The following is a 23306-nucleotide window of genomic DNA, read 5'->3' as shown; positions in this document are numbered from 1 at the left end:
TCATCGGCGGGTTCGTGGTAGTCGACGTGGCCTCACGCGAGGAGGCGCTGGCGTGGGCTGCCAAGATCGCCGCCAGTTGCCGCTGTGCACAGGAGCGGCTACCCCCGATTTGGCACATGTTCGCGCGCTCGGCTAAAGTTCTCATCCGTCACCAGGAAACACCGGAGACAAGCGGACGTAGCGCAGTTGGTAGCGCATCACCTTGCCAAGGTGAGGGTCGCGGGTTCGAGTCCCGTCGTCCGCTCGGAGATGCCGCCACGCACGTCGGGGGCAACCTCGGTGGAGTGGCCGAGAGGCGAGGCAACGGCCTGCAAAGCCGTGTACACGGGTTCAAATCCCGTCTCCACCTCGGCAAGGATATGCGAGGGCGATTGGCGCAGTGGGAGCGCGCTTCCTTGACACGGAAGAGGTCACTGGTTCAAACCCAGTATCGCCCACCAGCTAGACCAGCAGGTCAGCGGCTCGTTACCGGAAGTTCGGTAACGAGCTGTTCTGGTTGTGCCCCTTACGTTGGGAGCAAACTGGGAGCACATGATCATCTACCGCTCGTGGGTGGCCCAGACCGGGTCGATCGGGTGGCGCCTCCGGCCGGCGTGCCGCGACCGCTTGAGGAGATGGGGCCTCGCGGTACTTTCCAAGCGGTACAAGCGCGTGCTCGCGTGGTTCGGGCGAGGATCGAAACGACGTCACGTACGCCGCCGTCCTGGCCAACCGACCAACTGGGCCCGGACTTCGAGGACCAGGTGGATCTCCGATCCGTTCCTTTGTCGTTCGCTCGACGCTGGTCAGTGGACGTCACCCCCGGGATGCGCCGTTCGGACCTGGAGTCGGTATTTTCCCGGATTTCGGTCCGTGGGGGGTCAATCGCTCGGCTAGGAGGTCGAACGACGCGGCCTGCTCGTAAGCATCGCCGTTGCGTAGCCGCTCACCGAGGAGGTCTTCCAGTCGCTGGGCGGTGGCGCTTTGTTCTGCGATGAGGTCGCGTACGACGGCAGCGAGACTTTCGTTGGTCATCTTGGCCGCGCCGCCGGCGACGGGATTGTCGACGAGTTTTTCGAGGATTGTCAGCCATTGCCGGCTCAGTCGATCTACGTACTGCGCGCGCTTGACGTCTACGTCGTACTCGCAATCGAGCTTGATCAACTGTTCCCAGTACGGCTTGACTGCCTGCTTCACGCCGTCGTCGAGTTCTACCCAGACGTACGGCTGGCAGGCCACTCGCACCTCGTTGCGCTCGTACCGCCACGGCCCGGGATCGCTGATAGCACGTTGCAATTCCACCTCGAGTTCTCTCGCTCGGTGTGCGACGACGTTGCGGGCCCGGGCGGCGGCGAGGCGGGTCAGTGTTCGGATGGCGTATGGCATGAAGTACTGGGCGGAGCCGCTGAGAATTTCCTTCGGTATCCCTTCCGATGACCAGATGAACGTGGCGTGGACGCGGAACGTGAACACGTAGCCGCGCGCGGGCACGATGATGGGTGTCTGTGCCTCCCGGCGCTCGGTCAGTCGGCCCGGCGGCGGGGGCGGCGGGGGCGGTGGTGGCATGGGCATGGGGTCGGGCCCGCTTAGCGCCGCGACCAGCCGGTGCCATAGCGCCAGCAGCCATGATCCGAACCGACGCCAGGCACCCGAAGAGCCGGCCGTGTTGGTGGTGTCTGTCATGTCGTCACTTCCTCATCGCGGCGTCGAGCCAATCCGGTAACCCGTCCCGGAACTGCGACAGCTGGGCGAGGCGGAATGTCATCCGGCGACGCAGGGTCGGTAGGGCGGCGAGGTCGGTGACCAACACGGCGGTGGCCTTACGTAGGTTGTCGTCGGTGTGAGCCGTGGTCAGCCATTGTTCGAAGGTGGCCCATGCTTGCCGGGACAGGTCGCTTGTTAGTAGCGCGACCTGCCAGAGGCGTACGAGATCCTGACCGTCGACCTCGTGGTGCGCGGCTCTGACCATCAGATCAGCGCCGCCGCCGGGAGAGTTGTTGGCCGGTACAGTAGCGATCTTGAGCAGCGCTGCGCCGGCATGCAGTTGCAGCTGTCGGTCGGCCGACCACCGTGCCAGTTCGAAGATGATCTGATCCGCCCTGTGCGGGGCGTAGAGTTGGTATACGCCCTCGGCAATTGCGTGCGTGTGTTGCTGCATCGGGTCCTGGGCGATGCGGCGAAGGTCGGCCAGGCTCCAGCTCAAGTCTGGTTGTTGCAGTCCGCTGGCGTATACATAAGCAGCTGCGTCTCGCTGATAGTTGCGGTGACCACCGGCCCAGTCCCGGATCTGCTGTCGGACGAGATGGCTCACTTGGCCTCCCATGTCCGCTGCGACCATCGCCCAGGCCGCCGCCTGGCGGAGTCGGCGTTTGGGTGAGGCCGCCCAGTCGTCGATGAGATCGGCGCAGACCCGCGCGAAGTCGTGATGCGCCAGCAACCCTGCAGCCTCGGCGGCCGCTCGCTGCATCGGCTCATCATCCTTCGAGACCAGTGTGTCCAGCCATTTCAGGAGGGCTGGCCGGGTGCTGTCGAACTCGTGCCATGCCTCATCGATGATGACGCCGCGCATGGCGCCGTCGTGCAGCCAGGCTGAGCGCGACGAGCCGCCCCGTGACCGCGTGGCCTCTCGGCCCTCCTGCCAGTCCACATCGAGCGGTCCGAGCAGCTCCGCCACCGGGTGCTGCAATGCCATTCGGCCCCAGTCCGCCCGCTTGGCTTGGCCGTCGATCTCCTCAAGTAGGAGCCCGGCCGCTTCGAAGACGTAGTGCAGTGGCTGCCAGGCGAAGATGGCGTACGCGAGCCGGAAGGCCCGCTCGTGTTGGTCAGTCCGCCGCGGCCGGCGGCTCGCGTCGTTGGCGTTGGCGTTGGAACGCAGGATTTCTGTGGCACGAGCCCTGCGGCGCGGTTGGGATCGACGGAGGATCTCAGTCAGGGTGCCGTCGTCGGCCGGATGACTCTGCCCGATGGCCTCGGCGATTGGCACCACCTCCCGAGGTCCGTAGGAGCCGTGCAGCGTATCGATGAGGTCGCTGTGGTGGAGATACCCCCGCATGTGCTGGGCACTTTCCTCGTCCGTCAACTTCAGCTTGTCGCGTAGGTAATGGCCGAGATGAGCGCGGAAGACGGCCAGCGGCTCGGGGTGCCGATGCTGCACCTCAGCGCTGTGTCGAGCACTCGCAGGCGAGTCGTCATGGCGGATGAGCAGCAGGCTCGCGGACCGTCGTCGAAAGAGATCTGCCAGCAATCGCATCACCTGGCCGTGCCCGTTGCCCGGCAGCCGGAGCACGTACCCGTGATCCTCCTTGATGCTGCCGCCCGCCCGATTCAGCACTTCCGGCGCGACATCCCCAGGTAGCAGGACCTCGTGCACCCGATCCCGCCCGTGGCGCCGGGCCAATGCCACGCACGCGGTGCTGAACCGCCCGGTGTGCGGCCTACCCGCCAGACAAGCCGTGGACCGCTGGCCGAGTTTTCTCCCGAGCTCCTCGTCTGCGGCCGTCTCTGCATACACGGCGAGTAGGTCGGATACTCCCACCAGATCCCGGATAAGAGGTTTCGCCGCCGGTTTACCCGTGTCGTTCACGATGTGAATCGTGTTGTTGTTGCCCAGCGCGTTCACACCGCGGGCGTTGATGCGCGAGTAGGCGGCTGAAAACTGAGTGCCGTACAGCTCCTCACCCACCCGGGGGTCCACCCGCAAGGAATCCGGAACGATTTCCTCCTGCGGATCAGCTCCCTCTGGACCAGCTTCCGACCCCGGCGCGGCCTCCTCTCGAGAAACCGGTTCACCTGTTCGCAGCTCAGGCAGGGCCGGGTCGCCGTGCCCGCCGCCACCGGGGGATGTACTGGGCGGCGACGGATGACCGTCAGGATTCGTGTCGCTCATCGAGGCGATCCCCACGACTCGAGGTCCTCCGGGCGGCCTGACACGGAGATCGAATTGCCGTTGCCGAACGCACCAATTCCCCGCGACCGGACGTCCTGGAACACATGCCCACCCCCAGCCGGCTGGGGACGAGGATTACGGCCCTGACGATCGACGCTCTCACCACCGCTCCCGTCGTTCGGCTGGTCTGCGACGGAACCCGAAGGACCAGGACCTACATCGGTTGCGGGAATGGTTTCGCCCGGAACATAGATCCAGGCAGCGGCCTCGAAGTTCTTCTCAGGCAGCCGTGCCGTCACCTGATGGAAGTGCTCAGGTCGAAGATCTTGGTACTGCCGGACGACGTCGTGGTAGAGCCGGTCCGACACAATCAGCGCGACTGCGGCGCCCGGGAACTGTCGTAACGCGGCCTTGAGCTGGGGCGAGTCCACCAACCGGCAGACTGTCACGACGGCGTCGCCCGGATAGCCGTTCGCCCCGTCGAGATGAACCGGCCCTTCGTGAACGCCGACGCGCAAGCGAATCCGTGCCTCACTGCTGAGACCACGGTTGTGTTCGCGCAACAACCGATCCAGGACCGGCGTCAGCCGCGTCACGACCGCCCGCTCGCTGGTCTCCGGCGGGAGGATGGCCAGCTCACCATCGCCCCCCTGTTGAATCAACCAGTTGGCGCGGTCGAAGCCTAGCTCCCCGCACGCCGTCGCCATCACCTCCTGGAAGGCCAGCTGCGCTCGATGCTGTAGGACGTTGTCTCGGCCGCTATAGGACTCCATGTCCACAGCGACCAAGACCCGCCGGTCCGGGTCCGTGATGTAAGCCATGCTCTCCATCCCTCACTGGGCGACGAGTCGTTCCAGACTTATCTCTACAGACAGACCGCGCTGGAGATCCCATACAAATACGGGTTCGACATCCACAGTCAAGTGCGCGACAAGCAGTGCTTTGGTCCCATTCCTCCCGCCGATCCGCCGCCGCTCGACGCATGGGAAGAAGCCGGACAGCGGGCGGCTGCAGCGGCTAGGACGGGTGGCACGATGTCCAGGTCTGCCTGTACGGCAGATCACTGCACACTCCCACCAGGCACACGGACGCGAAAGTCCCGGCGCTATTGACGGCTGAACGACGTAGCGCAGCGGCGGTTGCAGCCAGGATTTTGGCAACGAGGCCGGGCAGTACCCCGACCGGTGCCACCCTCAGGGTGTTCGTCGCGGTCGTCATGATGGTATCCACGGCGGCGATGCACCCACGACCACGCCCTGGCGCTTCGGCCACGCCTGAGCGACGCCGGCAGCGCCTACCGGTCTGGCATCCAGGTCTCGTCGCGGTCGGCAAGCTCCCGCCGATCGCCACAGCCGACGGCACAGGGAGGAAGCACGGGACGTCGTGCTGGCAGTGGCCCGTATCGCGACGGCGAAGCACCTGCGGATTCGCGGGCGTGTGCCCTGGTTTCTGGTGTTGCTGCGCTCCGCCGCCGGTTGCTGATCATCAAAGCCTTGGCCGGCTCCACTATCTGATCGACCGCTGCGGACGGTAGCGACCTTGAAGCCGAACGTGAAGGATGATCTCCGGAGCATAGGAGGTGCACATGGAGGAACCACTCTGGCCGCCCGGGACGTTCCTCGGCCGTCTCCGGTCGGCGACGCGAGAACGGCTCTTGTCGGTAGGAGTCAGGCGTTCGGTGAAGGAGGCGCAGGTTCTACTTCGTGAGGGCGCGCTGGAGTCCCATGTGATCCTGCTCGATGACGCGCTCGTCAAGGTCACCGTTGCGCTGTCCGACGGCCGGCACGCCTTACTGGCCATCCGTGTGTCCGGCGACATCGTTGGGGAGATCTCCGCACTGAACGGTACGCCGAGGACAGCGACGGTCACCGCCTGTCGTCCATCGGTCATCCGCATCATCCACCAGAACACATTCAGAGCCGTGCTCCGCGACAACCCTGAAGCCGCTCTGGAGGTGGCCGGGATCGTCGCAGACCGTCTTCGATGGGCCAACCGGCGCCGGACCGACTTCACCTCCTACCCGGTGCGAGTTCGTCTGGCCCGAGTCCTATGGGAGATCGCAGTCGCCTACGGACGGCGAGGCCCTCGTGGTGTGGTCATCGATATTCGTCTGACACAGGATGAACTGGCCACCCTCTGCGGCGCCGCCGAAATCAGCCTGCAGAAGGCCCTGGGAGGGCTTCGGGCGGACGGCATCGTCGCCACGGGCTATCGCGAGATCGTCATACGAGACAGCGACGCGCTGCGTTCAATCGCCGGTTTGTTGAAGGACGTCTCGTAGCTCGGTGTGGGTGTTGCTGGCAACGGTGCTGGTGTCACCCTGTCATGATCTCGTTGTGGGCGGCATGGAGGTGGTGTCGTTCGATCTGTGAGCGGCGCGGCGGTATTCACCGGGCGAGGATCGCAACACCGGCCCCGCTGCGGCGGGCGGTCGGGCGGCCGGTCCCCAGGCTGGGCGCAGAGTTGCAACTGCGGATACTGCCCGTCCGCGCCTCCCGCCAATGTCTTTTGCCTGGTTCTCCGCTACGCGGCGTGTAGGTGGCGCGACCGGGTGGTGGGTTGGGTGGCTTGCCATCGGTTTTCGAGGGCTCGCGTGATGGCTTGGTTCATCGCCGGGGTGACGTGGCTGTAGATGCCACGTACACCGGTGAGTTGGTGGCCGAGTCGGCGGGCTTGGGCGATTTCGGGGATGTCGTCTTCGATCATCCAGGTTTTGTGGGTGTGTCGGAGGTCGTGGAAGTGCATGCCTTTGATGACGGCACTGGTGTGGGTGCGGGGGTCGCCGTTGACGGCGGGTCCGTAGACGCGGCGGGACATGCTGGATCGGCGGAGGTAGGCGCCGCGGGCGCCGCAGAAGACTTGGTCGTGGTCGTGGTTGTCGAGGACGTCTTGGAGGAGGGTGATGAGGAAGGGTGGGAGGTGGATGTCGCGGGCGGAGCCTGCGGTTTTGGGTGGGCCGAGGTAGAGGCGGCCTTGGACTTCGTGGAGTGCTCCGGTGTCGGGGTGGACGCGGATGAGTCCGTCGCCGAGGTGGGTGTTGGTGCGGGCGAGGCCGGCGAGTTCGCCCCAGCGCATGCCGGTGTAGGCGGCGGTGATGACGAGGATTTGGTCGGAGCGGCGGTCGATCCGGTTGGCGATGGTGTTGACCTGGGTGGCGGTGGCGTGGGGTCGTTCGGGGGCTCGGCGGGTGACGACTTTGACTCCTTGGCAGGGGTTGTGGGTGATGCGTCCGTCGGCGACGGCCTCACGCAGGAGGAGGCTGAGGAGGGTCATGACGCTGGCGGCGCTGCTGTCGGCGAGGTGGGTCTTCAGCTGTTTGACGAAGACTTTGATGTGTTGGCGGGTGATGTTGTTCAGGGGTGTGTCGCCGAAGCGGGGGAGGATGTGGTTGCGGAGGTGGCTGCGGTAGGAGGCCCATTTCGCGTCACCGGCGATGTGCCCGGCTTCCCAGATGGTCACCCATTCGATGAGGGTGATCCGGCCGAGGGCGGGGTCAAGGTAGGTCTCGAGGGCCTGATCCAGGTCGACTTGTTTGCGGCGGATTTCGGCGGCCTTATACGTGGGGTGGGAGGAGTCGGTGGCGACGCTGCCGTCGGGCAGGCGTAGCCGTACCCGGTATCTGGTGCCGCGTTGTTCTATCCATGCCATGGGTTGCTCCCGTTCGATGTGTGGTCATCCGGGTGTGCATGGACGCTTCGATCAGCGGGTGGTGGCAAGTCGCGGTCCCGAACGGTGGTCCGGGGTTTGCGTTGGGGGCGTCGGCCGGTGGCGGGGCGGGCGGAGTTAGCGATGATCGCGGCGAGGTCGGCGGGGGAGGAGCGCAGGTGTTTGCCGAGGAACGTGCACGGCACCTCCCGGGCGGCGGCTTTTTTGCGTAGCCAGGACTCGCGGACTTGGAGCCGTTGCGCGGCTTCGGCGGGGGTGTAGAGCAAGACGCCGTGAGTAGGTACGCGTGCTGGGTGGTTCGTGGTGTTGGTCGGTCGTGGAGGGTTGTTGTCGGGTCGGTGCGCGGGTGATGGCGTAGCCACGGAAGGTCTCCTCCAAGGGAGCTTGTTGGTGCCGGCTGTACCGGCGGGCATAAAGAAGCGGCCGGCGCCGTGAAGGCACCGGCCGCTGGAAGGGCCTGGTGGAGCGGGATAGTCGATTTCTGGGATTCGGGCAGATCGTCAGCGGTCGCGCGACGCGATGTCAGCCGGTCTTAGGATTGGCGCAGCCATGCCGACCAGGTGCTGGGTTCAAGGGGGTATGGCAGCGGCGATGCATCGGCTGTGGCGCGTGCCCGTTGCGGAAGCAGCGTCGTCTAGGTATCGGCCTTCTTACCGAATGCTGTCCCAGCCGCTTAGCCCAGAAGGCGTTGCGCCCAGTAGAGCTGGCCATCGGGTCCCATGCTGATCAAGGCGACCAGCAGGTCCGAGATGGCTACCGGAGCCGTAGCGATCGCAACCTCGGGCTGATCGAGTGGCTTCGCGGCGGGGAAGAGGGCGACGAACGTCAGGGGCGTCGCATCGGCCGCCGCCACGTACATGGAACTGCCGGCGTCCCACCAGGTGCCGTTCACCTGACGCCCGCTGATGCCCTGCAACCAGGGATAGCGGTCGGCTGCCTTCTTCAGGTACCCGTGCGATCCGATGCCCACCATGTCTTGGCGTGCTGACGCGATCCCCAAGGCGCTGGGCTTGAGCTGGGTGCGTTTGTCCAGGACCGCGATCCACAGCATCGCGCCTTGCTGCGGCTCGTCCGGAGGCTGCCACGTGACCCGGCCCAGCGCCAACTGATCGCCGACGTCCGCAAGCGGTGCGTTTACCTGTCCGAGCGCGGCCGAGGCCGCTTCGTTGCTTACGAATTCGAGCGTCGCGGTGGCGGCTAGGACCTCTGGCCCGTACGGCGCCCGGTTATGCCACCAGCGCCAGCCGGCGTATGTGGAGAGACTCAGCACTAGCAGCAGCACGGTGAGTCCCGCCTGCACCCGTCGCCGTCCCATAGACAGGAGTACAGCATGCTCCGGCGAGCGGGGCCATGAGTGCTCCCGACCCCGCTGACCGCTGGTGAGGAGTTGAGGACTGCCTCGGTGTACTGGAACTGGCCCTGGTCCCAGCCGGGAAGCTTCCGCTCGGGTGTGGCGCGAGGGGTGGCTATGAGGGCTCGTGGGTGCCCGTACTCCGGGGCGACCGCCGAGTTGACCCAGTCGACCAGCAGCGGCACCACCTGCTCGCCGATCGGCGGAACGAGTTGCGCGGCCAAGCCGGCGACGGCCAGTAGGCACGGTGGCACCGCCGCGACTCGCGAGCGCGTCTCCGTCCTGAGCGATCAGGGCTGGTGGCTGTTGCTCAATGCGTCGCTGTATTGGCGGCGGCCTCGAGGCGGAAGGCCGTCTTCGTGAAGTACCGGAACAGGTTGTTGAAGTCCTCGCCGGCGAGCTGCTCGCCCTACGCCTGTCCCTGGAGGGGGCGCCGGAAGCGAGCCAGCACCGCCCTCGCGCTCGGCGTTACGTCGACGAGCTGGAATCCGGCGGGGATCGCATGGGGCTGGAGTGCTGTGAGGACTTCTGCCAGGTCGGTTCTTCGCGTGCTGAGGATGATCTCGTCAACGACGTTCATCTGCTGGTGGAGCGTTTCGGCATACTCGGATCCCGCGATCAGCGCGGTACGGGTGCCTGCCTGGTACGTGGCGGAAAGCCAGCCCCACAGGTCGGCATCGAGATCGGAATCGGGTGGCAGCGTGTAGTGAGCGGGAGCGTGACCGCCGGGGATGCCCTCTTCGAGGACTTTGTTCGCGACGACGAGGTCGGCCCTTCCGCGTAGGGCGAGGAGAAGTTGAGCGGTGACTGTCGGCCTCTGGTCGGCTTCGGCGCCGTACACCCAGATCAGGTAGGGCCTGCGCTGCACGGTTGCGGTGAGCCATGGCCCGAGGACGGTGAGGGCTTCATCGTGGAGGACGCCGGTTTCGACGTCGACTCCGGCGGCGGCGAGCACGGCGGCGCCGCCGTCGCCGCGTGAGGTGGGGTCGATGACGCTGATGACGACCCGGGCGATTCCCGCGTCGAGCAAGGCTTGGCGGCAGGCGGGCGTGACGCCGGCGTGATTGCAGGGTTCGAGCGTGACGACGGCGGTGCCGCCGCGTGCGGCGGTCCCGGCCGCGTTGAGGGCGTTTGCCTCGGCGTGGGCCTCGCCTTTGCGGCGGTGGAAACCGGCTCCCACGACGGTGCCGTGGCGGTCGAGGATGACGCATCCGACGGGCGGGTTCGGACTTGCCGTGCCCAGTCCGAGCGCGGACAGCGTGATGGCCTGCCGCATCGCGGCAAGCTCGACGTCAGATGCCATCAGTGGTCTCCGCGAGGGCGTCGAGGAAGGCGCGTACGTCGGCGAGCTGGCGGTGCTCGCTGACTGCGGCGCCTACTTGGGTGAGTTGGTGCAGGATCCGGCGGGAGCCGGCGCGGCGGGCGATTGGCAGCGCGGTGTGTGCCGTCGCGGCGGCCTGGTCGGGTTGGTGTGCTGCCAGGTGCGCCGCTGCTTTGCTCAGCAGGGCTGAGGTGAAGTCCTGCCGATGCAGTCGCGGAATCGATGGGAGGGCCTCGGCGAGTACGGCGATCGCCTCGCCTGGTCGCTGTGCCAGCCGCAGACAGGTTCCCCGGTGGACCTCGATGTATCCGCTCGTGCAGAACGAGCCGTGCTCACCTTCGGGCTTGCCGGGGCTGCGGTCGGCTGCCCAGCGGTGGGCGCCGTCGAGCAGCCGCATGGCTTCGCGATGCCCACCGGTCGCAGCGAGTGCGTGAGCATGCTGCACACGCAGGGCTGCCCGCATGGGTTGAGGGAGCTGCTTGTCGTAGGTCATTGCTGCTTCGGCGCGTTCAACGGCACCGCGCGGCTCTCCGGCGATCAGCCGGTGCTGGCTGCTGCGGTAGGTCGCCCACGCGGTCATGATCGGATCCGCGATCTGGTTCGCCCAGGCGAGGGCCTTGCCGGTCCACTGCCGGGCACCCGCATGATGGTCAAGCGACTGGTTCAGCCAGGCTGCGGATTCGGCGTACTGGGCACCGAGGCGGATGAGCGAGGGCAGGAACGGATCGGGGACGTCAGCGAGGAGCCGGTCGACCAGCGTCAGTTGGGCGGTGACACCGATCAGTGCGTAGTCCGGCCCGAACAGTTTGTCGTTCTGGACCAGTAGGTGCCACTGTGCCCGTAGTTGATAGATCGTTTCGTCCCAGCCACCTGGCATCGGTTGAGACACGTTCGCCGGGGAAGCTCCGCCGTTGCCGGTACGGCGCGGAACGTACAGGTCGAGATCGCCGTCGGTTTCGGCGCCCAGGACGTGGCGCAACGCGACGCGGCGCTCCTCGCTGGGCCACCGGTGCTCGCCGCGTTCCAGCTTGCCGATCCAGCGGAAGTCGACGTAGTGGGCGGTGAGGTTCCGGCCGGGGTAGAGCTGGTCGAGGGCGGTGTTGACTATGTCGGCCAACTCGCTGCGGGACATGCACTGCCCGGCCCGACGTGGTGACGCTAGGCGCTCGCGGGCTTCGCTGAGCAGCGTGTTGGGTGTGATCACAGTTTCCGGATGGCGGGGCACTGTCTCACCTCGGCGAGGCGTGGAGTTCGAGAGGATTATCGGCCAAAACGGCCCGAGCGTACGCCATCGGTGAAGGCGTTCCAGGTCGTCGTGTCGAACTCCAGCATCGGTCCGCTGATGTCCTTCGAGTCGCGTACGCCGAACGTACCGTCATCGGCGCGGGCGACCTCGACGCAGTTGCCGGCGTCGCTGCGGCTGGACTTGCGCCAGATCGTGTATCGCCCTGTGGTCATGCTGGAACTCTTTCACGCCTGATAGGCGCTGCACAGCATCGCTGAGCAGCCGGATGCTTGCGTCGAGGGGCAATGCGGCTGCCCTGAGCCGGCTATGCAGGCTCAGGTAGGGGGCAATCTCGGCCGATTCGGTGTGGACCAGGTCTTTCGTGAGGGTGTCGACTGCGACGGCAAGGGATTCCGGCGTGTCGCGGTAGCGGTAGATCGAGTAGGCCGACTGAGGTGCGCTGTGGCCCGCAATGGAGGCGTCGATAGGTAGTACCCGGACGGTGACGGACCTGTGGGCCGCGCAGACCGCCATGACGTGTTGGAGCTGCTCGGCGACGACCTTTGGTTCGGCGGCGCAGCGTCGGATCGCGACCTCGTCGAGTACGACGTCGTAGACCGGCCCGTCGGTAGCGAGCAACAGCTCCTGCCGGTGGGTTCTGGCGGCAACGGCCGCGGCGGTGTCGAACCCGTCGGCGTGGCGGAGCGGATCGCTGCGCAGCCGGGCGTCGGCGAACGCCGCCGTTTGAAGCAGACCAGGAACCAACTGTGTGTACTCGCTGATGGTCTTGGTGCCGCTCTCCAGGTCGGCGTAGATCGCCTGCCGAGCGCCCATCCGTTCGGCATCGGCCATCCACCATCCGGTGGCCCAGCCGTCGGTCACGGCATCCATGATCGCCGCCCGGCGGTTCACGCCGGCCGCCAGATAGTCGCAGATCGAGCTGACGAGGTCGATGTCCGGGCCGAGGTGCCCATTCTCCAGAGCCGAGAGTTGCTGCCGGGGAAACCCGACGGCGCGTGCGAGGGATTCCCCCGCGATCCCGTGCTCATCGCGCAGGCGTCGAATCTCGCGGCCTAGCCACCGCCTTCGGACGTACGGACTGGGGCGTGCCATCAGCGGCCTCCAGGAAATGGTTGAGCCCGGTCGGCGATCGTGGCCGGCTGGGTGCCCTCAATGTAACCCCAGTTGACGGCGAGATGATCTTGATGCGACTGGCGGTCCGTCTCAAAAGAGCAGCTCAGGGGCCAGTCGGACCGAAGGTCGGTACACAAGGTCGGACCGCAGGTCGGCATTCCCAGGCCCGCGCTACTCGCCGATTGTTGAGTCACGACGAACTGCTTGTCGAGCGGGCGGCAACCGGCGGCCGGGACAACCAGTGAGGCGGACGAGTGGGCGTACCTGAATCTCCTGCTCGCTGTCGTTGCCAGAGAGGGCGCGGCGGCGGGCAGGCCAGAACAACTTCCGTCGCCGATCTTCCACTAAGAGGGTCTGTCTCATGCTCGCTGATGATTTCTTCCGGCTCGCCCATAGCGATGCCACCGGCCAGCCGCATCTGCACCTGCGGGCGGTGGGTATCGGGCTTGCCGCTGCGCTGTTGGGGGAGTTGACGTCCGCACGCCGGATCGAGGTGCGTGGAGGCGAACTCGTCGTGTTGGACCCGACGCCGCCAACCGACCTGGTCGCTCACGCGGTACTTGATGTCCTGATCGCGGAGCAGGGGCGGCATCCGGTACGGATCTGGTTGGACTACCTGTCGCGTACGGCTCGGGGTCAGGTGTCGGCGCGGCTGTTGCGGTCGGGTCATCTGCGGGAGGTGACGTCGCGGCGGCTGCTGCGGTCGTCGGTGACGTGGTTGCCGACGGACATGAACGAGGCGGCCCGTCCGTGGGCGGCGCTGTCGACGCGTCTGCGGACGGGGCAGCGGCTCGACTACGACATGGCCTGCCTGGCCGGGTTGACCCTGGCCACCGGATTGGACCGGTTCGTGCTGGAGACGGCGCCGCCGCAGGCCTTCGATCACCTGCGGCAGGTCGCCGACGGGCTGTGGCCGCCGATGCGAGACCTGTTCGCGCACACGCAGGCCGCGATCGGCGACGCCGTCCTCGCCCGCCGTTAACCCCATCCTTCAAATCTCGGGAGATGTTTCGTGACACCTACGAGAAGACGCGCGCCAGTCAGCGATGTGAGCAGGACGTTGGCTCGCGACCGGTTGGGCGTGCCGTCGGTGGTGTTCTTCGTGGTGGCGGCCGCCGCCCCGCTGACGGTGGTCGCCGGTGGCGCGACAACGGGGTACGCGATCACCGGGGTGACCGGCATGCCCGTGGCGTATCTGCTGGTCGCGGTGATCCTGACGCTGTTCGCGGTCGGCTACGTGGCGATGTCCCGGCACATCCTCAACGCCGGAGCGTTCTACACCTACGTCGGCCACGGTCTGGGTCGTCCGGCTGGGGTCGGCGGGGCGATGGTCGCCCTGGTCGCCTACAACGCGATGCAAGTCGGACTGTACGGCGGCTTCGGCGCGGTCACCGCCGACCTGGTCAACCCCCGCCTCGGCTGGGATGTCGCCTGGTGGGCGTACGCGTTGGCCGCCTGGGCGATCGTCGGTGTGCTCGGGGTGCTGCGGGTCGACCTGAACGGTCGAGTCTTGGCGGCGATGCTCAGCGCCGAGATCGTCATCACGGTCGTCTTCGATCTCGTCATGTTGGACCACCCGACCGGTGGGCAGGTCAGTTGGGTCACGCTGTCACCGTCGCACCTGCTCACCGCTGGTATCGGCGCGGCCCTGGTCACTGCGGTGACCGGGTTCGTGGGGTTCGAGGCGACCGTGGTCTTTGCCGAGGAGACCCGGGACCCGCGGCGGACGGTCGCCCGGGCCACCTACGCCGCCCTGGCGGTCACGGGGCTGCTCTACGCCGCCTCGGCGTGGGCGATGTCAGTGGCCACCGGCCCCGACCGGATCGTCACCGCCGCCCGCACCGACGGCACCCAGCTGATCTTCAACCTGGTCCGCCCGCACCTCGGCCAAACTCTGGTCACGGTCGGGCAGGTTCTGTTCGTGACCAGCTTGTTCGCCGCGCTGCTCGCCTTCCACAACACGGTCGCCCGGTACGGCTTCGCCCTCGGCCGCGAAGCAGTCCTGCCCGTCTGGCTCGGCCGGGCCAGCCGCCGTACCGGTGCACCCGCGACCGCCTCGACCGCCCAGACGGCGCTCGCGCTCGTCGTGCTGGGCTTCTATGCCGCCGCCGGGGCGGACCCGATCACCCACCTGTTCTTCTGGGTGACCGTCACCGGCGGCCTCGGTGTCCTCATCCTCATGACCGCGACCAGCGCCGCCGTCGTCGGCTACTTCGCCCGGGACCCGCACGACGAGACCCTGACCCGCCGGCTGGTCGCCCCTGCCACGGCCACCGTCCTGCTCGCCGGCATCCTGTGGGCCACGGTGGCCGGGTTCGACACCCTGCTCGGCGTCACCCCCGACTCCCCGCTGCGCTGGCTCATCCCCGCTGGCTACGTCCTCACCGCCGGCCTCGGTATCGCCTGGGCCTACCGCCTGCGGCGGGCCAGGCCGCAGGTGTACGCGGCGATTGGCCTCGGCGCCAACAGCGCGATTCCCGCCGGCACCTACCGCAGCAGCGCCCCGCCCGCCCACGGCCGAAGGAGCACTCCGGCATGAACGACAGCAACCTCTTGGGTACGCGGATCCGTGCCGCCACCGACAGCGACACAGAACCGATCGTCCACCTGCTCGCGGATGCCTTCCACGCGGGCCCGTTCGCCGACTGGCTCGTTCCCGACGAGACCACTCGCCGTACCGTCTACCGCGACTACTTCGCCATCTGGGTCCACTACACCCTGCGCCACGGAATCGTGCACGTCACCGACGACCTGACCGGCGCGGCGCTGTGGCACCCACGCACCGAGCCCATTCCCGACCCCGTCGCCTACGACGAACGGCTCGCTGTTGCCTGCGGACCCTGGCTCGACCGGTTCATCGTCCTCGAGGACGCGTTCGCCGACATCCACCCGGCCTGGCCGCACCACTACCTCGCATTCCTCGGCGTCTCACCCCACCGGCAGAACGCCGGCATCGGCAGCCGTTTGATGCGCCACCACCACGCCACTCTCACCGTCACCGGTACGCCGGCCTACCTGGAGGCCAGTAACCCGCGCAACCGCGACTTCTACCTGCGTCACGGCTACCACAGTCCTGGCCAGATTCAGCTGCCCGACCACGGACCCCCGTTCTGGCCCATGTACCGCGACCCGGTTCCGCACCGAAACGGTGACAGCGGAGGGGATCGGCGATGACCAGTCGCGTGCGTGGAGCCGGCCGCCACCCGGGCATGAACCTGCCGGCCGTTGTCCGCGCCAAGTGGGCGGAGCGGGACGTCGCCACCAGCGTCCTCGCCGAGGCGTTTCGCGACGAGCCGCTGGCCGCGTGGCTGGTACCCGATCAGAGATGGCGGTCGGCGGTCCTCTCCGGCAGCCTGCGCATCCTGGTCGAGTACGCCCTGCTGTGGGGTGACATCGACCTGCTCGACGACCAGTCGGCGGTCGCCGTGTGGATCCGCCGCTACCGGCCGCTGCCCCCGCCGCGCAACTTCGATCGGCAGCTGGCCGCCGCCTGTGGTGATCACCTCGACCGGTTCACGCAGCTCACCCGGCTATTGGACGCGCGTCGTCCGAACGAGAGTCACTACCACCTCGCCGCGCTCGCCGTACGACCCGGAGCGCGTAACACCGGCTGCGGCAGCACGCTGCTACGCCACCACCACACCCGCCTGGATCAGCTTGGAGTACCCGCGTACGTCGAAGCCACCAGCACGGCTGTCCGCGACTTCTACACCCGCCACGGCTACCGCCCGGATCAACCGATCCGCCTACCCGGTGGCGGCGAGATCCACCCGATGCGCCGACCCGCCCGGCACGCCCTCACCCGGACCTCGGCGCCACAGGGCTGACCCTCATCAGCTCGCCCTGGCGACACCCCGGCGCGCGCATCCGCTGCGCCGTGCCGCCCGCCCCGCATCGTTAGTCCCTCGCACCTGACAGCCCAACAACCCGATTGGCGGTAGACGTCTTGCCGAACTCACCCGACACCCTCCGCACACCCCAGGCTGGTAGCGGTCCGGACGGCGGACACGCGGCGCAGCTGCGCGAGAAGCTCGTGGCGCACCTTCGCACCGACGGGAAGATCACCACCCCGGCCGTGGAGGCGGCCTTCCGGACCGTGGCCCGCGAACGGTTCATGCCGGCCGACACCCCGCTCGAAACCGCGTACGGCGTGGACAACTCGGTGGTGACCAAGCGCGATCAGCACGGGGTGGCGGTCTCGTCGGTGTCCGCGGCGTACATCCAGGCGCGGATGCTGGAGCAGGCCGAGCTGCGGCCGGGCATGACGGTGCTGGAGATCGGTTCGGGTGGGCTGAACGCGGCACTGATCGCCGAGATCGTCGGCGCGCAGGGCCGCGTGCTGAGCGTGGACATCGACCCGGAGGTCATCGAGCGCGCCGCCGCCCGGCTGGCCGAGACCGGCTATGCCGACCGGGTGCGGGTCCTGGTGGCCGACGCCGAACACGGCGTACCGGGCGAGGGACCGTTCGACGCGATCATCGTGACCGTCGGCGCCTGGGATATCGCCCCGACCTGGCTCGACCAGCTCGCCGCCGACGGTGTCCTCGTCCTGCCGCTGATCATGATCGGGATCACCCGCACGATCGGCTTCCGCCGCACCGGTGACCACCTGACCAGCACGTCGATCGAGGTGGCCGGGTTCGTGCCCATGCAGGGCGCAGGGCAGCACCCCGAGTGGGTTTTCCTGCTGCCCGACCCGCACGGCCGGCACGTGAAACTCCGCTTCGACACCCGCGCACCCGGCGACCTGGACCAGCTCGACGGAGTGCTCACGACCGACCGTACGCAAACGTGGTCCGGGGTGACGATCAGGCACCAGACCTCGTTCGCCGACCTGCACCTGTGGTTCGCCTGGTTCCTGCCCGGCTTCTGTCTGCTCGCCGTCGACGACGGCACCGAGCTGGCCGCCGAACGCGGCTCGTGGTTCCCGTTCGGTGCCGTACACGGATCCGGCCTCGCCTACCTCGCGGTCCGCCCGGCGCTCGACGGCGCCGGTGTCGAGTTCGGCGCCCGCGCCTACGGCCGTGACGGCGAGCTGGCCGCGACCGCCATGGTGGAGCAGATCCAGGCGTGGGACCGCGACGGCCGCCACGACGAGCCGCCGACGTTCCGGTACTGGCCGACCGGCGGCGACCCCCACCAGATTCCCGCGGACGCCGCCATGGACAAGACCCACGGCGTCATCACGATCTCCTGGCCCACACCCCGGTGAGCAGCGCGCGGCTCACACCGGGCAGGTCCAGGTGGCCCGATCCCTACCCGAGAGAAGGAAGGTGATGTCGATGGCCCCGCCGACCGCGGTCCTCGACACCCCGGCCGAAGCCGTCACCGATGACGACTTTGAGCTGGACATGCGCGTGGTCGAGGCCACGACGCCGCTGGTGATCATGATGTGCAGTACCAGCGACGGTTGCGGCTCGACCTGCAGCACCAGCGCGTGCAGCACATCCTCGTACGACCCGGCCTGACCCTCCAACCTCCCGCCGCCGGAGCCGTCCGCGTCGAGGGCTCCGGCGGCCCCCTTCACCATCCCTCTCCGATGGAGGTGCGGCATGCCGACCGTCCACCGGCGGTACCAGCCGGTCGGCCCCGTGCTGGTCCGCGCCAGCACCTACCCCCACGACGGCTCCACACCGCCGAACCTGCCCGGCCCGGCCGCGACCGGGCGACAGGGGCTCGCCTGGCTGGCCGAGCAGTGGTCCCGCGCAGAGCTGTCCGAAGCCGTGACGATGGCGAGTCCGAGCCTCGCCGCCCGCGTACACCAGCTACTTCGCGCCGACGCCGAACCCGCGGCGGTGGCCGTCCGCCGCGCCGTCCTGGCGACCGCCTCCTACCGGCTGCGCTGGCAGCGGCGCGCCACCCCCTTCGGGCTGTTCGCCGGAGTGACCACCGCGACCGTCGGACCGGCCGTCGTACGGATCGGCGACGAGCACCTGGCCGTCGCCCGTGCCGACGCCGACTGGCTCGCCCAGGTCGTCGACCGCCTGGAACAGCATCACGGCCTGCGCCGCGCACTGATGGTGGTCGCCAACAGCGGCGGGTTCGTTCGCGACGGCCGCTTCATCGTCGCCGCCCGGCCGCAGCCCGGGGAGCCCACACCCGGACCGGTACGGGAAACCTCCACCCGGCACACCCGAGCGGTGCGACTGGCGCTCGCGTACGCCGTACAGCCCGTTCGATTCGACGAACTGGCCGCTCGGCTCGCCGCCGAACTGCCACAGATCGACCGCGCCAGGATCGACACGATGCTGCACGGCCTGGTCGACGGCCACGTCCTGATCACCAACTTGCGGCCACCGATGACGGCGGCGGACGGCTTGGCCCACGTCATCGAGACACTGCCTCTCGCCGCAGGCGGGACAGAGCCCGAGGCGGTGGCGCTCGCCGGCGAGCTCCGCGAGATCCACACCGAACTCGCCCGCCACAACGCGCTGACCAGCCAAAAGGAACAAGCAGCCGTCCGACCCGCGCTGGTCGACGCGATGACGGCTGTCGCTCCTGGCAGCGGGCACCCACTCGCCGTCGACGTGCGCCTCGACGCCGAGGTCCGCATTCCCCAACGGGTGCTGGACGAGGCGGCCCGCGCCGCCCGGGTGCTGACACGGCTGAGCACACAGCCGTTCGGCTCGGCGGCCTGGCTGGACTACCACACCCGTTTCCGCACCCGCTACGGTCCCGGCGCGCTGGTCCCGGTCCGCGACCTCGTCGCCGACTCCGGACTGGGATACCCAACCGGCTACCTCGGCGCGCCCCGGGCCCGGCCGGCGTGGCGCACCATCACCGAACGCGACGCCCACCTGCTCGCCCTCGTCCAGCGGGCGGCGCTCGACGGAGCCGAAGAGATCGACCTGTCCGAGGCGGACATCGAGGCGCTGACCGTCGGCGACCAGTCGACCGCCGTACCGCCAACCCGGATCGAGCTGGCGGTAGCCCTGCACGCCGCCTCCACCAACGCGCTCGACCGCGGCGACTTCGACCTGCGAATCATCGGCGCCCCGCGTGCCCACACCAGCATGGCCGGCCGGTTCGCCTACCTGCTCGACGCCCCGGATCGGCAGCGGCTCGCGGGCACCTACACCGCCGCGGACGACGCGGTGGCGGTGCAACTGTCGTACCCGCCGCGCCGAGTGCACAACGAGAACGTCGTACGGGTCGGCCGGCTCACCGCCGAGGTGGTGTACCTGTCCGAGCACCCAGACGGGCAGGTACTCGGCATCAAGGACCTCGGCGTCACCGCCGACCCCGACCAGCTCTACCTGGTGCAGCTCTCCACAGGTCGACGCGTCATCCCGCACATTCCACACGCTCTCGACACCACCGTGCAGACACCGCCACTCGCCAGATTCATCGCCGAGGTCGCCGACGCCCGCAGCGCCGTGTTCGGCCCACTCGACCTCGGCGCCGCCGCCCGTACCCTGCCCTACACACCCCGCGTCCGCTACCGGCGCACAGTCCTGGCCCCTGCCCGCTGGCTGCTGAGCACCGACGACCTGCCCAGCACGTCGACCGCAGGCGCGTCGGGCCGCGACGACCCGTGGGAACAGGCGATGCACGGATGGCGGCAGCGGTGGCGTGTCCCGGCCCGCGTCATCGTCTGCCACGGCGAATTGCGCCTGCCTCTCGACCTCGACCAACCCCTCGACCGTGCCCTGCTGCGGACCCGCCTGACTCGCGCGGGCCGGCTCGAACTGCGCGAAGACGGCCCCGCCGACGGGCACGGCTGGTTCGGCCGACCCGCCGAACTACTCATTCCGATGACTCTGCACGCGCCGCCACCACGGCCGCTGCCGGTGACCGCCCCGCCCGGCCCGACGCTGCGCCCAGGCAACTCCGCCGTCGTCCACGCGCGGCTAGTCGGCAACCCCGCACGCTTCGACCACCTGCTGGCCAGCCACATCCCGGCACTGTGCGACAGCCTCACCGACCTCGGCGTCGACCGGTGGTGGGTACGACGCCACCGCGACACCATCCGGCTCGACGCCGACCAGCACCTGTCGCTCTTCCTCCAACTCGCCAGCCCCGCCGCGTACGGGCCAGTCGCCGCACGGCTCGCCGAGTTCACCGCACGCCTCCACGAGCAGGGACTGCCGGCCGAACTCACCTTCGCCCCGTACCACCAGCACCCCGCCCGCTACGGGCACGGACCGGTCATGGCGGTGGCCGAGCAGGTCTTCGCCGCCGACACCACCGCGGCGATCAACCAGCTCCGCCTGGCCGACCAGGCCAAGATCCCCACCCAGTCGCTCGCCGCCGCCTCGATGGCCCACCTCGCCGCCGGATTCGCCACCGACCCGCCGACCGGATACCGGGCACTGCTCGCCTGCCTCCACCAGCAGACCGAGCCAGCGGACCGCATGCTGAGCGACCTGGCGCGTGCCCTCGCCGACCCCACCGGCGGGTTCCGAAACCTTCGTACGCTGCCGGGCGGCGACGCCGTCGCCGCATCCTGGCAGGCTCGGCACACCGCCCTGCACGCCTATCACACGGCCCTCACACCACAGCGGGACCCGGCGAGCGTGCTCCGAACCCTGCTGCACGAGCACCACGTACGCGCGGTCGGCGTCGACCCGGAGTTCGAACGCAAGACCGGCCACCTCGCCCGAGCAGCAGCGATGCGCTGCCTCGCCCGAACGGACGCCCGATGACCGCCACCCACACCCCGGCGGCCCTCACCCTGGCCGAGGCCGGACCGCAGTCACTGGCGACCGGCGCCGTCGGCGCCGCGCTGGTGGCGATCGAACGCGCACTCAACGGCACCGACGACTGGACAGACGCCCAGCAGTCCGTCAGGCAGGCAACCGTCGGACCAGTCGACGCCGGGAGCCACACCGGCCTCTACTACGGGGCTCCCGCCATCGCCTTCATGCTCCACACCACCACAGCCGACGGCCGTCCCCGCTACCAGACGGCGCGACAGACACTGGACCAGCACATACGGCGACTCACCCGGCAACGCCTCAACGCGGCAGGGGACCGCGTACGCCAGGGCCGGTCCGCCACTTTCGCCGAGTACGACCTCTTCCACGGCCTCGTCGGCATCGGCGCCCTCCTGCTGCACCAAGCGCCAGACAGCGACGAACTCGGCGACGTGCTGCGCCACGTCGTCCGGCTGACCGAACCCCGCCGGCACGACGGGCTGCCCGTCCCCGGGTGGTGGGTCGACCACGACCCCGACCCGATCCTGCCCACCCCTGGCGGGCACGCCAACGCCGGCATGGCACACGGCGCGGCCGGACTGCTCGCCCTACTCGCCCACGCCACCCTCGCCGGTCGAAAGATCGACGGCCAGGCGGAGGCCATCGAACGGCTGTGCGCCTGGTTCGACCAGTGGCGACAGGAGTCACCGGACGGACCGTGGTGGCCGCAATGGATAAGCCGAGACCAGCTCCGTACCGGCCGCATCCACGGTCCCGGCCGACCCTCCTGGTGCTACGGCGCCCCCGGAATCGCCCGCGCCCAACAACTCGCCGCCACCGCCACCGGCGACCGAACCCGCCAGGCGACCGCCGAGCAGACGCTGGCCGCGTGCCTCACCAGCCCCCAACTGGATCGGATCACCGACCCGGGCCTCTGCCACGGGCTCGCCGGCCTCTACCAGACCGCGTACCGGGCAGCCGCCGACGCCAGCACCCCCACCATCGCCCAGCGGCTCCCAGCCCTGGCCGAGCTCATTCTCGGAAGCGGGCGGGCAGCCGGCGACGGATTCCTGACCGGCCACGCCGGGGTCGCGCTGACGAGGGAAACCATCCGCACCGGGACACCGCCGCGCACGAGGTGGGACGCATGCCTCCTGATCACCTGACCCTTTCCGCCGAACGGCTCGCCACCCACGTGCAGGCGCTCCTCGCCGGGAACCCGTTGACGCAGGTCGCGACCGAGGCCGACATCGACCCGGCCGACCTCGCCGACGCGGCGGAGACCTACCACGCCGCCGGCCTCGCGGCGCTCCAACGCCGGCAAGAACAATCCTGGTACGCCGTACGGCTCACGCTGCCGAACTGGGAAGAAGCGGAAAAGACCTTTGCCGTACGCGTCGCGCCCCGCCTCGACCAGCTCGACAACGGGCAAGCGGCCTGGTGGTTCCTGCGGAAGCACCCGTGCTGGCGGCTGCGCGTACGCACCAACCAGCCGGACGCGGTCACGGCGCTACTCGACGAACTCGTCGCGGCCGGGGCGATCGACCAGTGGCGGCCCGCCATCTACGAGCCCGAGTCCGCAGCCTTCGGCGGCTCCGCCGGAATGGACCTCATCCACGACCTGCATTGTGTCGACAGCCGGGGTGTACTCGCCTACGCCCACCAGCACACGCACCAGCTCGGCCGCCGCGAACTATCACTGCTGCTGATCAGGGCACTGCAACAGCACGCCGGCCTTGACTGGTTCGAAGCCGGCGACGTCTTCGACCGTGTGACCCAGATCCGCCCCGCACCAGCTCCGGCGGACACGCCGCGAATCGACAACCTGGCGGAGCGGACGCGGCCGCTGCTGACCATCCCGGTCCAAGCCGACAACCCGCTGTTCGCCCCAGACGGACCCGCCGCCAACGCCGCCCCCTGGCTGCACGGATTCATCCGGGCCGGGCGGCAACTCGGCGAAGCCGCCACCGCCGGACGACTCGACCGTGGCCTACGAGCCGTTCTCGCCCAGTTCGTGATCTTCCACTGGAACCGCCTCGGCCTGTCCGCGAATACCCAAGGCCTCCTCGCGCACGCGGCGAAGACCGCCATCCTGCCCCGGAGCTGAC

20 protein-coding genes and 3 tRNA genes are annotated in these 23306 nt (G+C 68.6%); 13 read left to right on the top strand and 10 right to left on the bottom strand.

Going from position 1 to position 23306, the window contains the following annotated elements:
• Positions 1 to 171 precede the first annotated feature (171 nt).
• The 3 genes from AB0J90_RS18595 (at position 172) to AB0J90_RS18585 (ending at position 440) form a co-directional block, all read left to right on the top strand.
• Positions 172 to 244 (top strand) — tRNA-Gly (locus AB0J90_RS18595).
• A gap of 34 nt (positions 245 to 278) precedes the next feature.
• Positions 279 to 349, top strand: a tRNA-Cys gene (locus tag AB0J90_RS18590).
• Between the two features lie 16 nt (positions 350 to 365).
• A tRNA-Val gene (locus tag AB0J90_RS18585) sits at positions 366 to 440 on the top strand.
• Between the two features lie 355 nt (positions 441 to 795).
• Here the strand turns inward: AB0J90_RS18585 and AB0J90_RS18580 are convergent.
• From AB0J90_RS18580 to AB0J90_RS18570, 3 genes are read right to left on the bottom strand one after another with little or no spacing between them, the layout of a single operon-like run.
• Positions 796 to 1662, bottom strand: coding sequence for a hypothetical protein (locus tag AB0J90_RS18580; RefSeq protein ID WP_363597333.1), 867 nt, complete (start codon positions 1660 to 1662; stop codon positions 796 to 798).
• Positions 1663 to 1666: 4 nt separating this feature from the next.
• Entirely contained in the window at positions 1667 to 3865 is a 2199-nt protein-coding gene (locus tag AB0J90_RS18575; protein ID WP_363597331.1) for a hypothetical protein, read from the bottom strand.
• Positions 3862 to 4677, bottom strand: coding sequence for a hypothetical protein (locus AB0J90_RS18570; protein WP_363597351.1), 816 nt, complete (start codon positions 4675 to 4677; stop codon positions 3862 to 3864). Before AB0J90_RS18570 ends, AB0J90_RS18575 begins: the two co-directional genes overlap by 4 nt.
• 773 nt (positions 4678 to 5450) lie before the next feature.
• Here AB0J90_RS18570 and AB0J90_RS18565 point away from each other — a divergent pair.
• Positions 5451 to 6146, top strand: coding sequence for a Crp/Fnr family transcriptional regulator (locus AB0J90_RS18565; RefSeq protein ID WP_363597329.1), 696 nt, complete (start codon positions 5451 to 5453; stop codon positions 6144 to 6146).
• A 242-nt stretch (positions 6147 to 6388) separates the two neighbouring features.
• Here the strand turns inward: AB0J90_RS18565 and AB0J90_RS18560 are convergent, their stop codons facing one another.
• From AB0J90_RS18560 to AB0J90_RS18530, 7 genes are all read right to left on the bottom strand, one after another.
• Positions 6389 to 7513 (bottom strand): site-specific integrase, encoded by a 1125-nt coding sequence (locus tag AB0J90_RS18560; RefSeq protein WP_363597327.1) that lies wholly within the window; start codon positions 7511 to 7513, stop codon positions 6389 to 6391.
• A gap of 691 nt (positions 7514 to 8204) precedes the next feature.
• On the bottom strand, positions 8205 to 8813 hold the full coding sequence (locus AB0J90_RS18555; protein ID WP_363597325.1) for a hypothetical protein: 609 nt from the start codon (positions 8811 to 8813) through the stop codon (positions 8205 to 8207).
• Positions 8801 to 9106 (bottom strand): hypothetical protein, encoded by a 306-nt coding sequence (locus AB0J90_RS18550; protein WP_363597323.1) that lies wholly within the window; start codon positions 9104 to 9106, stop codon positions 8801 to 8803. Before AB0J90_RS18550 ends, AB0J90_RS18555 begins: the two co-directional genes overlap by 13 nt.
• 185 nt (positions 9107 to 9291) lie before the next feature.
• Positions 9292 to 10185 (bottom strand): bifunctional diaminohydroxyphosphoribosylaminopyrimidine deaminase/5-amino-6-(5-phosphoribosylamino)uracil reductase RibD, encoded by an 894-nt coding sequence (ribD, locus tag AB0J90_RS18545; RefSeq protein WP_363597321.1) that lies wholly within the window; start codon positions 10183 to 10185, stop codon positions 9292 to 9294.
• Positions 10175 to 11407 (bottom strand): hypothetical protein, encoded by a 1233-nt coding sequence (locus AB0J90_RS18540; protein ID WP_363597319.1) that lies wholly within the window; start codon positions 11405 to 11407, stop codon positions 10175 to 10177. The genes ribD and AB0J90_RS18540 overlap by 11 nt, the downstream gene beginning before the upstream one ends.
• 56 nt (positions 11408 to 11463) lie before the next feature.
• Positions 11464 to 11661, bottom strand: a complete 198-nt coding sequence (locus AB0J90_RS18535) for a DUF397 domain-containing protein (RefSeq protein ID WP_363597317.1) — start codon at positions 11659 to 11661, stop codon at positions 11464 to 11466.
• The gene (locus AB0J90_RS18530) at positions 11579 to 12541 is read right to left on the bottom strand and encodes a helix-turn-helix transcriptional regulator (RefSeq protein WP_363597315.1); all 963 of its coding nucleotides are present in this window, start codon (positions 12539 to 12541) and stop codon (positions 11579 to 11581) included. The genes AB0J90_RS18535 and AB0J90_RS18530 overlap by 83 nt, the downstream gene beginning before the upstream one ends.
• A 382-nt stretch (positions 12542 to 12923) precedes the next feature.
• On the opposite strand from AB0J90_RS18530, the gene AB0J90_RS18525 reads away from it, so the two are divergent.
• The 9 genes from AB0J90_RS18525 (at position 12924) to AB0J90_RS18485 (ending at position 23305) form a co-directional block, all read left to right on the top strand.
• Complete coding sequence (locus AB0J90_RS18525; RefSeq protein ID WP_363597313.1) at positions 12924 to 13544, top strand: GPP34 family phosphoprotein; 621 nt, start codon at positions 12924 to 12926, stop codon at positions 13542 to 13544.
• A gap of 66 nt (positions 13545 to 13610) precedes the next feature.
• Entirely contained in the window at positions 13611 to 15101 is a 1491-nt protein-coding gene (locus AB0J90_RS18520) for an APC family permease (RefSeq protein WP_363597311.1), read from the top strand.
• Positions 15098 to 15736, top strand: coding sequence for a GNAT family N-acetyltransferase (locus AB0J90_RS18515; protein WP_363597309.1), 639 nt, complete (start codon positions 15098 to 15100; stop codon positions 15734 to 15736). The genes AB0J90_RS18520 and AB0J90_RS18515 overlap by 4 nt, the downstream gene beginning before the upstream one ends.
• Entirely contained in the window at positions 15733 to 16389 is a 657-nt protein-coding gene (locus tag AB0J90_RS18510; RefSeq protein ID WP_363597307.1) for a GNAT family N-acetyltransferase, read from the top strand. Before AB0J90_RS18515 ends, AB0J90_RS18510 begins: the two co-directional genes overlap by 4 nt.
• A 119-nt stretch (positions 16390 to 16508) precedes the next feature.
• The gene (gene fxlM / locus AB0J90_RS18505; RefSeq protein WP_363597305.1) at positions 16509 to 17774 is read left to right on the top strand and encodes a methyltransferase, FxLD system; all 1266 of its coding nucleotides are present in this window, start codon (positions 16509 to 16511) and stop codon (positions 17772 to 17774) included.
• A 70-nt stretch (positions 17775 to 17844) separates the two neighbouring features.
• The gene (locus AB0J90_RS18500) at positions 17845 to 18030 is read left to right on the top strand and encodes an FxLD family lanthipeptide (RefSeq protein ID WP_363597303.1); all 186 of its coding nucleotides are present in this window, start codon (positions 17845 to 17847) and stop codon (positions 18028 to 18030) included.
• 84 nt (positions 18031 to 18114) lie between these two features.
• Positions 18115 to 21207: a lantibiotic dehydratase gene (locus AB0J90_RS18495; protein WP_363597301.1), complete on the top strand. Its 3093-nt coding sequence runs from the start codon at positions 18115 to 18117 to the stop codon at positions 21205 to 21207.
• On the top strand, positions 21204 to 22364 hold the full coding sequence (locus AB0J90_RS18490) for a lanthionine synthetase C family protein (protein WP_363597299.1): 1161 nt from the start codon (positions 21204 to 21206) through the stop codon (positions 22362 to 22364). Before AB0J90_RS18495 ends, AB0J90_RS18490 begins: the two co-directional genes overlap by 4 nt.
• A complete protein-coding gene (locus AB0J90_RS18485) occupies positions 22346 to 23305 on the top strand; it encodes a thiopeptide-type bacteriocin biosynthesis protein (RefSeq protein ID WP_363597297.1) in 960 nt (319 codons plus the stop codon). Before AB0J90_RS18490 ends, AB0J90_RS18485 begins: the two co-directional genes overlap by 19 nt.
• The last annotated feature ends 1 nt before the right edge of the window (position 23306 follow it).

The organism is Micromonospora sp. NPDC049523 (genome assembly GCF_040676775.1).
Lineage (GTDB): Bacteria > Actinomycetota > Actinomycetes > Mycobacteriales > Micromonosporaceae > Micromonospora_G.
Note: the sequence above shows the minus strand (reverse complement) of the source record. Positions and strands in the feature narration are given on the sequence as shown.